Annotated in this window: 14 protein-coding genes; 8 read left to right on the plus strand and 6 right to left on the minus strand. The window is 68.0% G+C overall.

Annotated features, from left to right (window positions below):
- Positions 1-3 precede the first annotated feature (3 nt).
- The 4 genes from trpC to BMX29_RS08480 are packed head-to-tail and all read right to left on the minus strand — an operon-like array spanning position 4 to position 3,042.
- Positions 4-807 (minus strand): indole-3-glycerol phosphate synthase TrpC, encoded by an 804-nt coding sequence (gene trpC / locus BMX29_RS08465; RefSeq protein WP_043841555.1) that lies wholly within the window; start codon positions 805-807, stop codon positions 4-6.
- The gene (locus BMX29_RS08470; RefSeq protein WP_092811895.1) at positions 804-1,454 is read right to left on the minus strand and encodes a uracil-DNA glycosylase; all 651 of its coding nucleotides are present in this window, start codon (positions 1,452-1,454) and stop codon (positions 804-806) included. Before BMX29_RS08470 ends, trpC begins: the two co-directional genes overlap by 4 nt.
- A complete protein-coding gene (gene trpD / locus BMX29_RS08475) occupies positions 1,451-2,464 on the minus strand; it encodes an anthranilate phosphoribosyltransferase (protein WP_092811897.1) in 1,014 nt (337 codons plus the stop codon). The genes BMX29_RS08470 and trpD overlap by 4 nt, the downstream gene beginning before the upstream one ends.
- On the minus strand, positions 2,461-3,042 hold the full coding sequence (locus BMX29_RS08480) for an anthranilate synthase component II (RefSeq protein ID WP_092811899.1): 582 nt from the start codon (positions 3,040-3,042) through the stop codon (positions 2,461-2,463). Before BMX29_RS08480 ends, trpD begins: the two co-directional genes overlap by 4 nt.
- Positions 3,043-3,224: 182 nt before the next feature.
- On the opposite strand from BMX29_RS08480, the gene BMX29_RS08485 reads away from it, so the two are divergent.
- Positions 3,225-5,312 carry a divergent polysaccharide deacetylase family protein gene (locus tag BMX29_RS08485; RefSeq protein WP_092811901.1) on the plus strand — a complete coding sequence of 696 codons (2,088 nt, stop codon included), beginning with the start codon at positions 3,225-3,227 and terminating at the stop codon, positions 5,310-5,312.
- A gap of 54 nt (positions 5,313-5,366) precedes the next feature.
- Here BMX29_RS08485 and BMX29_RS19200 read toward each other — a convergent pair whose 3' ends face one another.
- The gene (locus tag BMX29_RS19200; protein ID WP_164490712.1) at positions 5,367-5,540 is read right to left on the minus strand and encodes a hypothetical protein; all 174 of its coding nucleotides are present in this window, start codon (positions 5,538-5,540) and stop codon (positions 5,367-5,369) included.
- A gap of 194 nt (positions 5,541-5,734) precedes the next feature.
- Between BMX29_RS19200 and BMX29_RS08490 the strand changes: the two genes are divergently transcribed.
- Together BMX29_RS08490 and BMX29_RS08495 are read left to right on the plus strand one after the other, a co-directional pair.
- Positions 5,735-6,820: a PA0069 family radical SAM protein gene (locus tag BMX29_RS08490; protein ID WP_092811903.1), complete on the plus strand. Its 1,086-nt coding sequence runs from the start codon at positions 5,735-5,737 to the stop codon at positions 6,818-6,820.
- A gap of 159 nt (positions 6,821-6,979) precedes the next feature.
- Positions 6,980-9,415 (plus strand): calcium-binding protein, encoded by a 2,436-nt coding sequence (locus BMX29_RS08495; protein ID WP_092811905.1) that lies wholly within the window; start codon positions 6,980-6,982, stop codon positions 9,413-9,415.
- A gap of 139 nt (positions 9,416-9,554) precedes the next feature.
- On the opposite strand, the gene BMX29_RS08500 is transcribed toward BMX29_RS08495, so the two are convergent.
- The gene (locus BMX29_RS08500) at positions 9,555-9,869 is read right to left on the minus strand and encodes a DUF1476 domain-containing protein (protein ID WP_043841544.1); all 315 of its coding nucleotides are present in this window, start codon (positions 9,867-9,869) and stop codon (positions 9,555-9,557) included.
- Positions 9,870-10,030: 161 nt separating this feature from the next.
- Here BMX29_RS08500 and purC point away from each other — a divergent pair, with 161 nt between their 5' ends.
- The 5 genes from purC (at position 10,031) to BMX29_RS08525 (ending at position 15,050) form a co-directional block, all read left to right on the plus strand.
- Positions 10,031-10,792, plus strand: a complete 762-nt coding sequence (gene purC / locus BMX29_RS08505) for a phosphoribosylaminoimidazolesuccinocarboxamide synthase (protein WP_043841543.1) — start codon at positions 10,031-10,033, stop codon at positions 10,790-10,792.
- A gap of 121 nt (positions 10,793-10,913) precedes the next feature.
- The gene (gene purS / locus BMX29_RS08510) at positions 10,914-11,144 is read left to right on the plus strand and encodes a phosphoribosylformylglycinamidine synthase subunit PurS (protein ID WP_043841542.1); all 231 of its coding nucleotides are present in this window, start codon (positions 10,914-10,916) and stop codon (positions 11,142-11,144) included.
- A gap of 94 nt (positions 11,145-11,238) precedes the next feature.
- Positions 11,239-11,907, plus strand: a complete 669-nt coding sequence (gene purQ, locus BMX29_RS08515; protein WP_092811907.1) for a phosphoribosylformylglycinamidine synthase subunit PurQ — start codon at positions 11,239-11,241, stop codon at positions 11,905-11,907.
- Between the two features lie 36 nt (positions 11,908-11,943).
- On the plus strand, positions 11,944-13,707 hold the full coding sequence (locus BMX29_RS08520) for a sensor histidine kinase (RefSeq protein ID WP_092811909.1): 1,764 nt from the start codon (positions 11,944-11,946) through the stop codon (positions 13,705-13,707).
- A gap of 8 nt (positions 13,708-13,715) precedes the next feature.
- Entirely contained in the window at positions 13,716-15,050 is a 1,335-nt protein-coding gene (locus tag BMX29_RS08525) for a sigma-54-dependent transcriptional regulator (protein ID WP_092812001.1), read from the plus strand.
- The last annotated feature ends 24 nt before the right edge of the window (positions 15,051-15,074 follow it).

Here is a 15,074-nt window from a genome sequence, read left to right on the forward strand (position 1 = left end):
GGATCAGGCCGGAACCGGGTCGGCGAGGATGCGGGCCGTTGCGGCCTCCACATTCTCTTCGCGCATGAGCGCCTCACCGATGAGGAAGCTGCGCGCGCCGGCCTCGGCCATCGCCTTGAGGTCCTCGGGAGCGTGCAGGCCGGACTCGGACACGATGAGGTGCCCCTCGGGCACGTGCGGAGCCAGCTCGCGCGTGGTGTCCAGAGAGGTCTCGAAGGTGTGCAGGTCGCGGTTGTTGATGCCGATGAGTTTGGACTGCAGCTTGAGCGCGCGGTCCAGTTCCTCGCGGTTGTGAACCTCGACCAGCACGTCCATTCCCCAGTCCATCGCGCAGGCCTCGAGCTCGGCCGCCTGGCCGTCGTCGAGCACCGCCATGATCAGCAGGATTGCGTCGGCATGCAGCGAGCGTGCCTCGACGATCTGGTAGGGATCGAAGATGAAGTCCTTGCGCAGCGCCGGAAGCATCGTCGCGTTGCGTGCCTGGTTCAGATAGGGCTTGGCGCCCTTGAACGAGGGCATGTCGGTCAGCACGGACAGGCAGGTGGCGCCGCCGCGCTCGTAATCCTTGGCGAGCCCCGCGGGGTCGAAGTGCTCGCGGATGAGACCCTTGGACGGAGAGGCCTTCTTGATCTCCGCGATCAGCCCGTAGCCGTTGGCCTGCGCGCGGCGGAGGCTTTCGGTGAAGGGGCGGACCGGGTCGGCGTTCTTGGCTGCCGGCTCGATCAGGTTCACGGGCATGGTCGCCTTGTCGGAGGCGATCTCGGTGAGTTTGTAGGCCTTGATCTTGTCCAAAATGGTCTCTGTCATGTCCTCATCCAATTGATTTCGCGTCCGCCGCCGGCTGTAAGCCAGTCGTTCACGCGCGAAAAGGGGCGGGAGCCGAAAAAGCCCCGCCGCGCGGAGAGCGGCGAAGGGTGTGGTGATGAGAGGATAAGGTGGGCGTCCCCGGATATGAAGGGGCGGAAGCCCTGCGCATGGCCGCCCCACAGGACAAACGCCCGGGGGGACTGGGATAATTCCCGAAGCACGTCTTCGGCCAGGTGGCGCCAGCCGAGCCTGGCATGACCGCCGGCGGCGCCTTGGGGCACGGTCAGGGCGGTGTTCAGAAGCAGCACGCCCTGCGCGGCCCAGCCCGAAAGGTCGCCATTCTCGGGTCGAACTCCAAGATCGGCATCCAACTCCTTGTAAATGTTTGACAAGGATCGGGGGAGGGGGCGCACGTCCGGCGCGACCGAGAAGGCCAGGCCGTTGGCATGGCCGGCGGTCGGATAGGGATCCTGGCCCAGGATCACCACACGCACATCCGCGGGCGGCACCGCGTCGAGCGCCGCGAAGGTCACTTCGGGCGGCGGCAGAACGGGGCGCGTCTCGGCGGCCAGCGCGGTCTCGATCCGGGGCAGATGGTCGGTGAAGAACGGCAGGTGGGACCAGGCGGGCGGAACGGCGAGGCTCACGAGGAGGACAGCCGCGCCAACGCCTCCACGCGGGCCTTGGCGGCGCCGGAGTCGATGCTCTCGGCGGCCATCGCGGCACCGGTGCGCAGGTCGTCCGCGCGTCCGGCGACCCGGAGCGCCGCGGCGGAGTTCAACAGAACCGCGTCACGGTAGGCCGAGGGCGCGCCGTCGAGCAGCGCGCGGAAGGCGCGGCCATTCTCCTGGGGCGTGCCGCCGATGATCGACTCGAAGGGATGCTCGGGCAGGCCGGCCTCTTCGGGGTGCAGCTCGAACTCGGTGACCTCACCGGCATCGAGCGCCGCGACCCAGCTGATGCCGCAGATCGACAGCTCGTCGGTGCCGTCGCCGCCGTGCACGAGCCATGCGCGTTCGGACCCGAGCGTGCGCAGGGTTTCGGCCATGGGGCGGATGAGCTTCTGCGAGAAGGCGCCCGTCAGCTGGCGCTTGACGCCGGCGGGATTGGTGAGCGGCCCGAGGATGTTGAAGATCGTCCGGGTGCCAAGCTCCATCCGGGTCGGGCCGACATGAGCCATGGCAGGGTGGTGCATCGGCGCCATCATGAAGCAGATGCCGGCCTCCTCGAGCACGGATGCCACGCGGTTGGCGGGCAGCATCACGTTCACGCCCATCTGTCCCAGCGCGTCCGCACTGCCGGACTTGGACGACAGGTTGCGGTTGCCGTGCTTGGCTACCGGAACGCCCGCACCCGCGACCACGAAGGCGGTCGCCGTCGAGATATTGAGCGTGCCCTTGCCGTCGCCGCCGGTGCCGACGATGTCCATCGCCCCCTCGGGGGCGGTCACCTTGTGGCACTTGGCGCGCATGACGGCCGCAGCGGCGGCGTATTCCTCAACCGTCTCGCCGCGGGTGCGCAACGCCATCAGCAGTCCGCCGATCTGGCTCGGCGTGGCCTCCCCATCGAACAGCAGGGAGAAGGCGCGGGTGGCCTCGTCGCGGGTCAGCGGGCGGTCGGCGGCGGCGTCGATCAGCGGTTTCAGCGCGTCGCTCATGCCGGCACCGGAACCTGGTCGAGGAACGTGCGCAGCATGGCATGGCCGTGCTCGGACGCGATGGACTCGGGGTGGAACTGCACCCCGTGGATCGGAAGGCTCCGGTGCGAGAGGCCCATGATCGTGCCGTCTTCCAGCTCGGCCGTGACCTCGAGCGCGTCGGGCAGGCTGGCTCGTTCCACCACGAGGCTGTGGTAGCGGGTGGCCGACAGCGGCGAGGGCAGACCGGCGAAGACACCGCCGCCCTTGTGGAGGACGTGGCCCATCTTGCCGTGCACGATCTCGGAATGGCGCACCACCCGGCCGCCGAAGGCCTGCCCGATCGTCTGGTGCCCGAGGCATACGCCCAGAAGCGGCGTGCCGGCCTCGGCGGCGGCGCGCGTCAGGTCGAGGCAGATGCCGGCGCGGTCGGGATCGCAGGGGCCGGGCGAAAGCACGATGCCTGCGGGGGCCATCGCCATAGCTTCGTCCACGCCCACGGCGTCGTTGCGCACCACGCGCACATCGGCGCCGAGCTCGCCCAGGTAGTGGACGAGGTTGTAGGTGAAACTGTCGTAATTATCGATGAGAAGCAGCATGGGCCCTCGGTGTCCGGGTCTGCGTTGCGGCGGGGGCTGGTCGGCGCCGCGCGGGTCGCGCTATACATGCGGCGAGGGGTCGAGGCACGTCAAGGGCCGGCCCCCGCGCGCCGATCCGGCCCAAGGTCACGAGGTCCGGAGGGTGCGCCGCGACGCGGGCGGAGCAGGGAAAGGAACGCAGCATGGCGCGGGGGTTTGTGTCGGGGGCCGCTTTGGGCCTTGTCGTGTCGACGGTGGCCGCCGGTGGGCTCTCGCTGGCGATCGGGTTTCCCGAAGGGACGGACGCGCCGGGGCTCGAGGACGGGGCCGCCGTGGATGCCGCCGCCCTGGATGAGGCCGAGGTCGTCGAAAGCCCGGGCGAGGCGGCGCCGATGGCTCCCGATACCGAGAAACCTGACACGGAGTCGGAGGATGACGTCGCCGCTCTGGAAGGCGGTGGCGAGGCCCCCGAGATCGAGGGGGCTTCCGGGGATGGTGCGGTGACCATGCCCGAGGATCGCGCGGCGCCCGATGCCGCGACCGCACCGACCTCCGAGCCTGTCGTGGTGACCGAGGAGGCCGAGGCGGAGGCCGAGCCTGCAAGCGACGATCTGGCAGAGGCCGAGACGGCGGATGTTGCGTCCGACACCGCCGCGGATGATACGATCCCCACCGTCGAAGAGCGCGAGGTCGGACCCGCGCGCCGTCCGGGCGAAGAGACCGAGGTCGCGCGGACCGACGGGCCGAGCCTCGATGCGCCGGACGATGCGCGTGCCGACGACGTGGCCGGAGGCGATACCGCACCGCTCGACCGGCCCCAAGCCGGGGCGCCGGATTCCGCACTCGATGCGCCGCGCGAAAGCGGCAGCGGCGCCCGTGTCGCCGTGTCCACCGACGCGCCGGTGATGACCGCCCCCGTGGCGGACGGCCCCTCCATGCCTGCACCCGAGAGCGGGCCGGACGTGCAAACCGACCCCGGCCAGCCTCCCGCGCCCACCTTCCCCGAAGACGAGAGCGGGCTGGTGTCGGATGCAGGGGCAGGCGAAGACCCTGCGGACGGCACGACGGCGGCCGCCGTGGCCGAGAGGTCGCCCGTGTCCGACGAACAAGATGCCGACGACCCGGAAACCGGGGAAACCGGCAACGCACAGGCTGTGGAAGAGGCTGACGTCGACATGCCTTCCGAGGCCGAAGGCGTGAACGACGAAGAAGCGGACTCCGCCGCGGACATCGACATGGCCGACCCGGAAACCGCGCCCGAGCCCGCCGAGATGGCCGAGGCCACGACCGGGAGCGACGGGTCCGATGTGACGGATGCCGACGCCGACGTGGCGCGCGACGAACCGTCCGAGGAGCCCGGGATCGACCCGACCGAGGAGCGCTTGCCCGGCGAGACGACCGGACCCAACAGCAACGTGGCACAGGCAGGTGACATGCCGGCCGAGGGCGAGGACGCTCCTTCCGGCGATGGCCCCGCGATCGGCGAGATGGCGGGCTCGATCATCGATCGCAACAACGCGGTGCCTGTCAATCGTCCCGGCGACGATGCCGCTCCCGAAGCCGACGAGGCAGACGAGGCCGCCGAGGACACCGCCCCGGTCCAGCGCTACGCCGCGCCGCGCGTGCCGACCGAGGGGCAGCCGGCCATGTCCATCGTCCTGATCGACGACGGCACCGGCCCGCTCGGGCCGGACGCGCTCGACGCCTTCCCGTTCCCGGTGACCTTCGCGGTCGATCCGGGGCTTCCGGACGCCGAGGCGCGGATGCGTGGCTACCGCGACCAAGGCTTCGAGGTCATGACGCTTGCGGCGGTGCCCCAGGGTGCGGGGCCGCAGGACGTGGAGGTGGCGCTGGAAGCCGCGCTCACCGGGGTGCCGGAGGCGGTTGGCGTGCTCGAGGCGCCGGGGGGCGGTTTGCAGGGCTCGCGCGCGGTGTCGGATCAGCTCGCCTCGGTGCTGGGCGATACCGGCCACGGTCTTCTGGTCCAGTCCAACGGGCTGAACACCGGGCAGCAGCTGGCGGAGCGGGCGGGGGTGCCGTCGGCCACCGTGTTCCGGGACTTCGACGGCGACGGGCAGGATCCCCGGGTGCAGCGCCGCTTCCTCGATCAGGCGGCGTTCCGCGCCCGGCAGGAGGGGGCCGTGATCATGCTTGGCCGCCTCAGGGCGGATACGGTATCGGCGCTGCTGCTGTGGAGCCTTCAGGACCGCGCGGGGCAGGTGGCCCTGGTGCCGGCATCGCAGGTGCTTCGAGGCGATCTCGATGACCCGGATGCTGCTGCGACGGACTAGCTGTGTGCGAATGCGGTCCCTGGTCAGGGACCGCGATACCGGTCAGTGCCGGTCTCAGATGTGCGTGTCGTCGTAGGCGACGTGGCCGAGGCCCCAACGCAGCGCGAGGGCCGCTACGATCAGGACCGGCAGCATCGTGGCTGCGCCGAGTGCGCTGAACGCCCAGACGGTCACCGCGGCTGCGGCGATCACGAAGAGGACGAGCAGGGCGAAAAATGTCACGGGCATCAACGTCTCCTTTCCCCACGAAGCAATATGGGCGTCTCCAACCCGTAGGGAAAGCCCCGAGTGGCGAGATAGGTCCTCGTGTCGCGGCACTCCGCGGCCCGGATCACGCAACCGTGCGAGCGACGAGATCAATGACTCAATGATTGCCGCGCCGGGCCGTTGCGAATGTTCTTCAAACGTTCCATTATTTGGCCATGTCGCGCCACCTCAACCCGATCGCCTCAGATACCGCCCGCGGGCGCGGTGCGGGATCGTGTGACACCGGCAGGTTCGAGCGGCATTCCCGTGCCGCCGACCATGACGGCTGGGACATCCCCGAGGAGGTGAGGGTCCTGCGCACGCAGGTCAGCGAGGAACGGCCGCGCAGCGTTCTGAACTACGTGCGCTCTCCGGACATTCCGTTCGACCGCACGATCAATCCCTACCGGGGGTGCGAGCATGGCTGCATCTACTGCTTCGCCCGGCCCAGCCATGCCTACCTCAACCTGTCGCCCGGGCTCGACTTCGAGACCAAACTGATCGCGCGGCCGGAGGCGCCTGCGGTTCTGGATCGGGAGCTGCGCGCCAAGGGCTACCGTCCGGCACCGGTAGCCATCGGCACCAACACCGATCCTTACCAGCCCGTGGAGCGCGAACGTGGCATCATGCGTGCGATCCTCGGTGTGCTGCGCGACTTCCGCCACCCCGTCGGCATCGTGACGAAGGGCGCGATGGTCGAGCGTGATGAGGACATCCTCTCGTCGATGGCGGCCGAGGGTCTTGCGCGGGTCGGGATTTCGATCACCACGCTCGACCCGGTTCTGGCGCGGCGGATGGAGCCGCGTGCCCCGGCGCCCGCCCGGCGCCTTGCGGCGATCCGGCGACTGACCGATGCCGGCATTCCGGTGCGGCTGATGGTGTCTCCGGTGGTGCCCGCGCTCACCGACCCCGAGATGGAAGCGATCCTGGAGGCGGGCGCCGAAGCCGGCGCGGATGCGGCGAGCTGGATCATGCTGCGATTGCCGCGCGAGGTCTCTCCGCTGTGGCAGGATTGGCTCGAGGCGCATTACCCCGACCGTGCGGAACGGGTGATGAACCGCCTGAGAGAAATGCACGGGGGCAAGGAATACGACAGCGCGTGGCATCGACGGATGCGCGGCGAGGGACCCTATGCCGAGATCATCGGGCGTCGATTCGCGGTGGCTGCGCGTCGCCTCGGCCTCGATCGCAAGACCCCGCAGCTTCGGATGGACCTGTTTGCACCGCCACTGCGCAGTGGTGACCAGATGAGCCTGTTTTAAAGGCGGAATGCGAATCAACGAGATTGGCACGCAAACAATATTGAAACAATCGACCCGAAAGCGTCGGCGGCGTTGCAACAATCTTTTGACTTTTTGCGAAACCCAAACGCGGTCCCGGGCGTGGGTGCGGTACCATTCACAAGAACCCTTGGAGGTTTCATGGCTGCAACCGCACAATCCTACGGCGACGTCGCGACAAGCATCGACAGCGCCGAAGCGATCTATTCCGTCGACTTCGCATCGCTCAACAACTCGGGCGTCACCGGCACTGCGCTGGTCACGCTCAGCCCGGAAGGCGACGACGGCAGCCAGCAGGTGACCGTCTCCATCGCCGTCGAGGGCATGGAGCCCAACCAGCCGGTTCCTCAGCACATTCACGGTCTGTTTGACGACGACGGCAACCCCGTCGACTCGACCACGCCCGACATCAGCAACGACAGTGACAACGACGGCTACGTCGAGGTCCTTGAAGGCGTGTCGAGCTACGGCGACGTGCTTCTTCCGCTGACCGACGCCGAAGGCGAGGCGCCGACCGCCCGCGCCGACGGCTCGTTCGTCTACACCTACTCGTTCGATCTCAACGACGACTCGAACTTCTTCAGCCCGGTCACGGACACCGACTACGAGGGCGACGACATCACGCCGCTCGACCTGCGCGAGATCGTCCTGCATGGCCAGAACGTGCCCGACCTCGCGGGTGAAGGCACCGACGGCGAAGTCGATGGCGGCGAGAACGGCTTCACGGCCATCTTGCCCGTCGCGGCCGGCGAACTGACCCAGACCGACAGCATGCGTGCCGCCGAGATCCTGGGACAGCAGCGTGACGTGGCCGGCATCGATGCCACCGCGGACGCGGACGGCGATGTCCTTGTGGGCTTCGGCGCGGACGACATGCTGACCGGCGCGGAAGGCTCCGACACGCTTGCCGGCCAAGAGGGCAACGACACCATCTCCGGTGGGGATGATGCCAACGCCGAGAACGATGCCGACGACGTCGCGGCCGGCAGCCTCGAGATCGGTGACTACGATAACGCCTATGCAGGCGGGTCGGGTGACGACGAGATCAACGGCGGCGTGGGTGACGACATCATCACCGGCGACGACGACAGCCGCGTTTCGGCCGCTGCCGACATCGGGTTCGATGCCGACGCCGATGGCTCCGACATGATCCGTGGCGGTGCAGGCAACGACGAGATCCACGTGGGGTCGTGGGCCGACGGCGACGACGGCTTCGACAACACCCACACCGGTAACTCGGCCGACACCGCGTCGGGCAACGAGGGCAACGACATCCTGATCGGCGACATGGGCAGCGACGTCCTCGACGGCGACTCGGGCAATGACACGATCAGCGATGCCAGCGACACCGACAACGCCTTCAACGGCGCGGATGCCGGTGCCTCGGGTGCCCTGCCGATCGACCAGTACGACAACGCCTATGCCGGCGGTGCTGGTGACGACATGATCACCGGCAGCGCAGGTGACGACATCATCACCGGCGACGACGACAGCCGCGTGTCGGCGGCCAACGGCAGCGCCTTCGATGCCAACGCCGACGGTGGCGACACCATCTACGGCGGTGCCGGCAATGACGAGATCCATACCGGGTCCTGGGCCGACGGCGACGAAGGGTTCGAGAACACCCACACCGGGTCCGCAACCGACATCGTCTACGGTGAAGCCGGCGACGACATCCTGCGCGGCGATTCGGGCAACGACTTCCTGTCCGGCGGCGAAGGTAACGACGACATCGTCGGCGGTGGCGGCACCGACTCGATCCTCGGCAACGCCGGCGACGACATGCTGACCGGCGGAAGTGGCTCCGACAACATCGCGGGTGGCAGCGGCAACGACGAGGTCGCGGGCCTCGGCGGTGACGACATGCTTGGCGGTGGCCAGGGCATGGACACCATCTACGGTGGTGAAGGCGACGACTCGATCGGCGGCGGCATGGACGACGATGTCGTCTATGGCGGTCTCGGCGCCGACGTCGTGTCGGGCGGCGACGGCAACGACCGCCTGGTTGGCACTGCCGCGCCCGCGGAAGGCGATGACGACGACGATGGTGACGACGACTCCGTCGAGATGGACGGTGCGGACACCATGGGCGGCGCCGACGGCGACGACACCGTGATCGGCGCTCAGGGTGACGATTCGCTCGGCGGCGGTGCCGGTGACGACTCCATCGTGGGTGGTTTCGGCGACGACTCCATCGGCGGCGGTGGCGGCATGGACACCATCTTTGCCGGCCAGGGTGACGACTTCGCCGCAGGCGGCGCGGGCATGGACGAAATCCATGGTCAGGCCGGCGACGACCGCATCAACGGCGGTGGCGGCGACGACAAGCTGTGGGGCAACGATGGTGACGACACCTTCGTCTTCAACGACCTCACCGCAGGCGAGACCGACACGATCATGGACTTCGAGGATGGCGACACCCTCTTCATGGTCGGCGCGCAGTTCTCGGACGTCACGGTCACCGACACCTCGTCGGACGACATGATGCAGGCGACCGTCGAGGTGATGGACCACACCATCGTGCTCGAGGGCGTGGACGCGACGACCATCGACCAAGACGACTTCGCGTTCCTCTGAGGTCTTGCGCGGTTCGGGGCGCCCCTCGCGGGTGCCCCGAACCCGGCTGCACCAGAACAGGAAAGGCCCGGCTCGCATCGCGCGCCGGGCCTTTTTTCTTGTCTCGCTCTGTTGCGCCCGGTCTGCCGGGAGCGTCCGCTCAGTGCTCTTCGGCGAGCTGCTTCTTGGCATCGAGCAGGCACTCGGCCATTTGCGCGCGGATTTCGTCGGGGCTCGACTTGTCCCCGAGATCGCCCGCGACCTTGCGCACCACGTCCTCGTGGCCGGCCTCCTCGAAATCCGCCTTCACGACCTCCTTGGCGTAGGCTTCGGCCTCGTCGCCCGACAGGCCCATCTTCCCGGCCGCCCAGAGGCCCAGCAGCTTGTTGCGGCGCGCCTCGGCGCGGAATTTCATTTCCTCGTCATGGGCGAACTTGTTCTCGAAGGCGCTTTCGCGATCGTCAAAGGTGCTCATGGTCCTGCTCCCGGCACTGGTGATCCACGTGCCAAGCTATGCCGCGCGGAACGGCACCGCGCAACCTGCGCGGCACCCGCGCTTGCGGGGGAACCGTGGTTGGACTAAACGACACGCGGGCGGAGGGCCGCTTCCATCCACCTCAATCCGAAAGGGCCGCCATGGCGCGTCGCAAGAAGATCTACGAAGGCAAGGCGAAGATCCTGTACGAAGGACCGGAACCCGGCACGCTGGTGCAGTACTTCAAGGACGATGCCACCGCCTTCAACGCCCAGAAGAAGGACGTTGTGGACGGCAAGGGGGTGCTGAACAACCGCCTGTCCGAGTTCTTCATGACCGGCCTGAACAACATCGGGGTGCCCACGCACTTCATCCGCCGGCTGAACATGCGCGAGCAGCTCGTCCGCTCGTGCGAGATCATCCCGCTCGAGATCGTGGTGCGCAACGTCGCCGCCGGCTCGCTCGCGCAGCGGCTTGGCCTCGAGGAAGGCGCCGCGCTGCCGCGCCCGATCGTCGAGTACTACTACAAGGACGACAAGCTGAACGACCCCATGGTCACCGAAGAGCATATTGCCGCCTTCGGCTGGGCCAGCCAGCAGGACATGGACGACATCCTCAGCCTCGCGCTGCGGGTCAACGACTTCCTGTCCGGCGTGATGATCGCGGTCGGTATCAAGCTCGTGGATTTCAAGATCGAGGTCGGCCGCGTCTATGACGGCGACTACCAGCGCCTGATCGTGGCGGACGAGATCTCGCCCGACAGCTGCCGCCTGTGGGATGCCGAGACCGGGCAAAAGCTCGACAAGGACGTCTTCCGCCGCGATCTGGGCAATCTTGCCGACGCCTATACCGAGGTTGCGCGTCGCCTGGGTGTCATGCCCAAGAACTCGCAGCCGGTGACGAAGCCGACGCTCATCAATTGAAAGCGCAAGACGGACGGCAACGTCCGGGACCTGTGCACATACAGAGACAGGGTGCGCGGCCCGAAGCGGCAGTGAGCCGGGGCCGCACGCCCGCGACCGAGACGGACAGGAGACGGGGCCGATGAAGGCACGGGTGCACGTGATGCTGAAGGACGGCGTGCTCGATCCGCAGGGCGAGGCGGTCCGCCACGCCCTTGGCGCGATGGGGTTCGACGGTGTCGAGGGGGTTCGCCAGGGAAAGGTAATCGAGCTCGAGCTGGCCGACGGCACGACCGAGGACCGCATCGGCGAGATGTGCGAACGCCTGCTCGCCAATACCGTGATCGAGAGCTACCGCATCGAGATCGTGTGACGCACGCCGTCCGCGCGTCCCGCCCGGGACCTGCGGTCGGCGCGCCATCCCGAGGCCGGGTCGCGTCCCGGCGGAACCGCGACAGGAGACCGTCATGAAGGCTGCCGTCATCGTCTTTCCGGGGTCGAACTGCGACCGCGACCTCGCCGTGGCGCTCCGCGCGGCCGGCATCGAGACCGAGATGGTCTGGCACAAGGACACGAGCCTGCCCGAGGGCACCGACCTCGTGGGCGTGCCGGGCGGTTTCTCCTACGGCGACTACCTGCGTTGCGGCGCCATCGCCGCGACCTCGCCGGTGATCCGCGCGGTGCATGACCACGCGCAACGCGGCGGCTACGTCATCGGCATCTGCAACGGCTTCCAGATCCTTACAGAGACCGGGATGCTGCCCGGCGCGCTGCTGCGCAACGCGGGGCTCAAGTACATCTGCCGCACGGTGCCGCTTCGGGTCGCCACCGCCGAGAGCGTCTACACCACCGGCTACGCCGCGGGCGACACGATCAACATTCCGATCGCGCACCACGACGGCAACTACATCGCCGATCCCGATACGCTGTCGCGGCTCGCCGACGAGGACCGCATCGCCTTCACCTATGCCGACAACCCGAACGGCTCGGTGCACGACATCGCCGGTGTCCTGTCCGAGAACCGCCGGGTGCTCGGCATGATGCCGCACCCCGAACGGGCGGCCGACGCCGCGCATGGCGGGACAGACGGGCGGCGGCTTTTCGCCCACCTCGCGGACGCGCTGGAATCCGCGTGACTTGAGCGGCCTGCCGCCACGCCATAGAGTCCCGCAATGTCCGAAACGCCCACACCGCCAGACGACGCCGATCGTCCGGGGCCGCTGAGCTGGCGGGTGCGCACGGCGTTGCTGGCCCTGTTCGTGGCCGCCGTGGCAACGATCTGGGTGACCAACCAGCTGCTGACCGCGCGGTTTACCGAGACCACGCGCAACCGCGCCGAACTGCGGCTGGTGCTCTACTCCGGCAACCTGTTGTCCGAGATCCGGCGCTACCAGCTGGTGCCGCAGCTCATGGCGCTAGACCAGACGCTGATCTCGGCGCTCAGCGCCGAGGAATACGTGCAGTCCTCGCAGCGCCTGATCTTTTACGCCGACCAGATCGGCGGGGCCTCGCTGCGGCTTCTGGACCGAGACGGCCGCACCGTGGCGGCCACGGACCGCGCCCGGCTGGGCGAGGCGCACCGGCAGGAATCCTATTTCGTCGACGCCATGCGCTCGAACGCGACGGTGTTCACCGCCGTGCGCAACGAGACCGGTGACTTCAGCTTCTACTATTCCCGCAAGGTCGAGACCGGCGGCACCACGCTGGGCGTGATCGTGGTCGAGCTCGACCTCGGCAAGTTCGAGCGGGCGTGGGCCGGCATCTCGGACGCGGTGCTGGTCACCGACAGCGAGGGGCAGATCATCCTCGCTACCGAACCGCGCTGGCGCGGCCTGCCGGTGCAGGAGGCGCTGACCCGCGAGCCGCCCAACAGCGCCATCGAGCGCGCGATCCAGGCCACGGCCGACTGGACCTCGGTTTCGGCCGACGCCTACGTGCGTGGCGAGGCGGTGATGCGGATCGACGGACGGATCCCGTTCCGCGGCTGGTCGATCTCGTCGTTCACCACCTATGCCAGCGTGCGCGAGCGGGTGAACGCGGTGCTGGCGCTCGAGATCATGGTCTTCGCGCTGCTGGCCGCGCTCGCGTTCTACGCCATGAGCCGCAAGACAGCGATCCGCATGGCGCTTTTCCAGCGCGAGAGCGCCGAGCTGCGCCGTCTGAACAATCGCCTTCAGCGCGAGATCGCCGAGCGGGAGCGGGTGCAGGAAAACCTCGCGGTGGCGGAGCAGACGCTCGAGCAGTCCTCCAAGCTCGCCGCACTGGGCGAGATGTCCGCGGCGGTCAGCCACGAGCTGAACCAGCCGCTGGCCGCGATGAAGACCTACCTCGCCGGCGCGCGCCTCCTGCTGCGCCGGAACCGCCCCGAGGAAGCGCAGACCGCCTTCCACCGCATCGACGACCTGATCGAGCGGATGGGCGCTATCACCAAGCAGCTGAAGTCCTATGCCCGCAAGGGCGATGACACGCTGGTGCCGGTGGACATGGGAGAGGCGCTGGCCTCGGCGCTGTCGATGATGGAGCCCCAGCTGAAAAGCCGGAAGGTCCGCATCAGCCGCATCCTGCCCGACCATCCGGTGCGCGTCCTGGGCGACCGCGTGCGGATCGAGCAGGTGCTGGTGAACCTTCTGCGCAACGCGCTCGACGCCACCAAGGGGGTCCGGAACCCAGAAATCGAGGTTCTGCTCGCCAGCGGCGAGACCGCGACCCTCAGCGTGCGCGACAACGGCCACGGGATCGAGGACCTCGACGCCCTGTTCGAGCCGTTCTACACGACCAAGCAACCCGGTGACGGCACCGGCCTCGGCCTCGCGATCTCGTCCGGGATCGTCGCGGATCTGGGCGGACGTCTCACCGCACGGAACGCCGAAGGGGGTGGGGCGGTTTTCGAGATGCAGCTGCCGATCCTCAAGGAAGACCAACAAGCCGCGGAGTGAAACGCGAGATGGCCAAGGCAATGAAGATTGCGATCGTCGACGACGAAAAAGACATGCGCCAGTCGATCAGCCAGTGGCTGGCCCTGTCGGGCTACGACACCGAAAGCTTCGGTAGTGCCGAAGAGGCGCTGGCGACGGTCGGCCCAGATTACCCGGGGATCGTGATCTCCGACATCAAGATGCCGGGGATGGACGGAATCGCCTTCCTTAAGAAACTCATGGGCGTGGACAGCGCGCTGCCGGTCATCATGATCACCGGCCACGGCGACGTGCCGATGGCGGTCGAAGCCATGCGTATCGGCGCGTTCGACTTCCTGGAGAAGCCGTTCAACCCGGATCGCATGTCCGAGCTTGCCAAGCGCGCCACCGCCGCGCGGCGCCTGACGCTCGACAACCGCCAGCTGCGGCGCGAACTGTCGGACGGCACCCAGCTTATGGAAAAGCTGATCGGCTCGTCGCCCGCGATGGAGCGCCTGCGCGAGGACATTCTCGATCTCGGGCAGGCCGACGGCCACGTTCTGATCGAGGGCGAGACAGGCACCGGCAAGACCCTGGTTGCGCACGCGCTTCACGCCGTCGGCAGCCGGGCGGGCAAGAAGTTCCTGCTTCTGCCCTGTGCCGCCCTGGACGAGACCACGCTACAGAAGCGTCTCTTCGGTCCGATGGACGAGGGCGACGCGCAGCTTCCGGCGATGGAGGAGGCGCGCGGCGGCACGCTGGTGCTCGAGGATATCGAGTCGCTGTCGGACCAGGCGCAGGCGCGGCTGCTGTCGATCATCAACGATCAAGGCAATCCGCCCGAAACGCGCATCGTCGCCATCTGCAATCTTCAGGACGAGGGCCGCACCTGTGAAACGGCGTTGCGCTCGGACCTGTTCTATCGCCTCGCGGCGCTGCGGATCACCGTGCCGCCCCTTCGCCAGCGGGGCGAGGATATCCTGACGCTCTTCACCCGCTTCTCGGAAGGCTACGCCGACGAATACGGCTGCGAGGCGCCCGAGGTCTCGGCGCAGGAGGCCGCGCAGCTGTTGCAGGCGCCGTGGCCCGGCAACGTCCGCCAGCTCATCAACCTCGCCGAGCGCGCGACGCTCCAATCCCGCCGCGGCACCGGCACCATCGCATCGCTTCTGATGAACGATCACGAAGAGATGCAGCCGGTGATGACCACCGAAGGCAAGCCGCTCAAGGAATATGTCGAAGCGTTCGAACGGATGCTGATCGACAACACCATGCGCCGCCACAAGGGATCGATCGCCGCGGTGATGGATGAGCTTTGCCTGCCGCGCCGGACGCTGAACGAGAAGATGGCGAAGTATGGGCTTCAGCGCGCGGACTACCTCTGAGGCGCGGCGCGGCCTTCGGACCCA

Source organism: Roseivivax marinus, from assembly GCF_900109705.1.
GTDB lineage: Bacteria > Pseudomonadota > Alphaproteobacteria > Rhodobacterales > Rhodobacteraceae > Roseivivax > Roseivivax marinus.

Bases quoted from the DNA above. Each gene is read 5' to 3' on its own strand.
- trpC (WP_043841555.1), bottom strand. From the start codon at position 807: ATGACAGAGACCATTTTGGACAAGATCAAGGCCTACAAACTCACCGAG.
- trpD (WP_092811897.1), bottom strand. From the start codon at position 2,464: ATGAGCGACGCGCTGAAACCGCTGATCGACGCCGCCGCCGACCGCCCG.
- BMX29_RS08480 (WP_092811899.1), bottom strand. From the start codon at position 3,042: ATGCTGCTTCTCATCGATAATTACGACAGTTTCACCTACAACCTCGTC.
- BMX29_RS08485 (WP_092811901.1), top strand. From the start codon at position 3,225: ATGGCGCGGGGGTTTGTGTCGGGGGCCGCTTTGGGCCTTGTCGTGTCG.
- BMX29_RS19200 (WP_164490712.1), bottom strand. From the start codon at position 5,540: ATGCCCGTGACATTTTTCGCCCTGCTCGTCCTCTTCGTGATCGCCGCA.
- BMX29_RS08490 (WP_092811903.1), top strand. From the start codon at position 5,735: ATGTCGCGCCACCTCAACCCGATCGCCTCAGATACCGCCCGCGGGCGC.
- BMX29_RS08495 (WP_092811905.1), top strand. From the start codon at position 6,980: ATGGCTGCAACCGCACAATCCTACGGCGACGTCGCGACAAGCATCGAC.
- BMX29_RS08500 (WP_043841544.1), bottom strand. From the start codon at position 9,869: ATGAGCACCTTTGACGATCGCGAAAGCGCCTTCGAGAACAAGTTCGCC.
- purC (WP_043841543.1), top strand. From the start codon at position 10,031: ATGGCGCGTCGCAAGAAGATCTACGAAGGCAAGGCGAAGATCCTGTAC.
- purS (WP_043841542.1), top strand. From the start codon at position 10,914: ATGAAGGCACGGGTGCACGTGATGCTGAAGGACGGCGTGCTCGATCCG.
- purQ (WP_092811907.1), top strand. From the start codon at position 11,239: ATGAAGGCTGCCGTCATCGTCTTTCCGGGGTCGAACTGCGACCGCGAC.
- BMX29_RS08520 (WP_092811909.1), top strand. From the start codon at position 11,944: ATGTCCGAAACGCCCACACCGCCAGACGACGCCGATCGTCCGGGGCCG.
- BMX29_RS08525 (WP_092812001.1), top strand. From the start codon at position 13,716: ATGGCCAAGGCAATGAAGATTGCGATCGTCGACGACGAAAAAGACATG.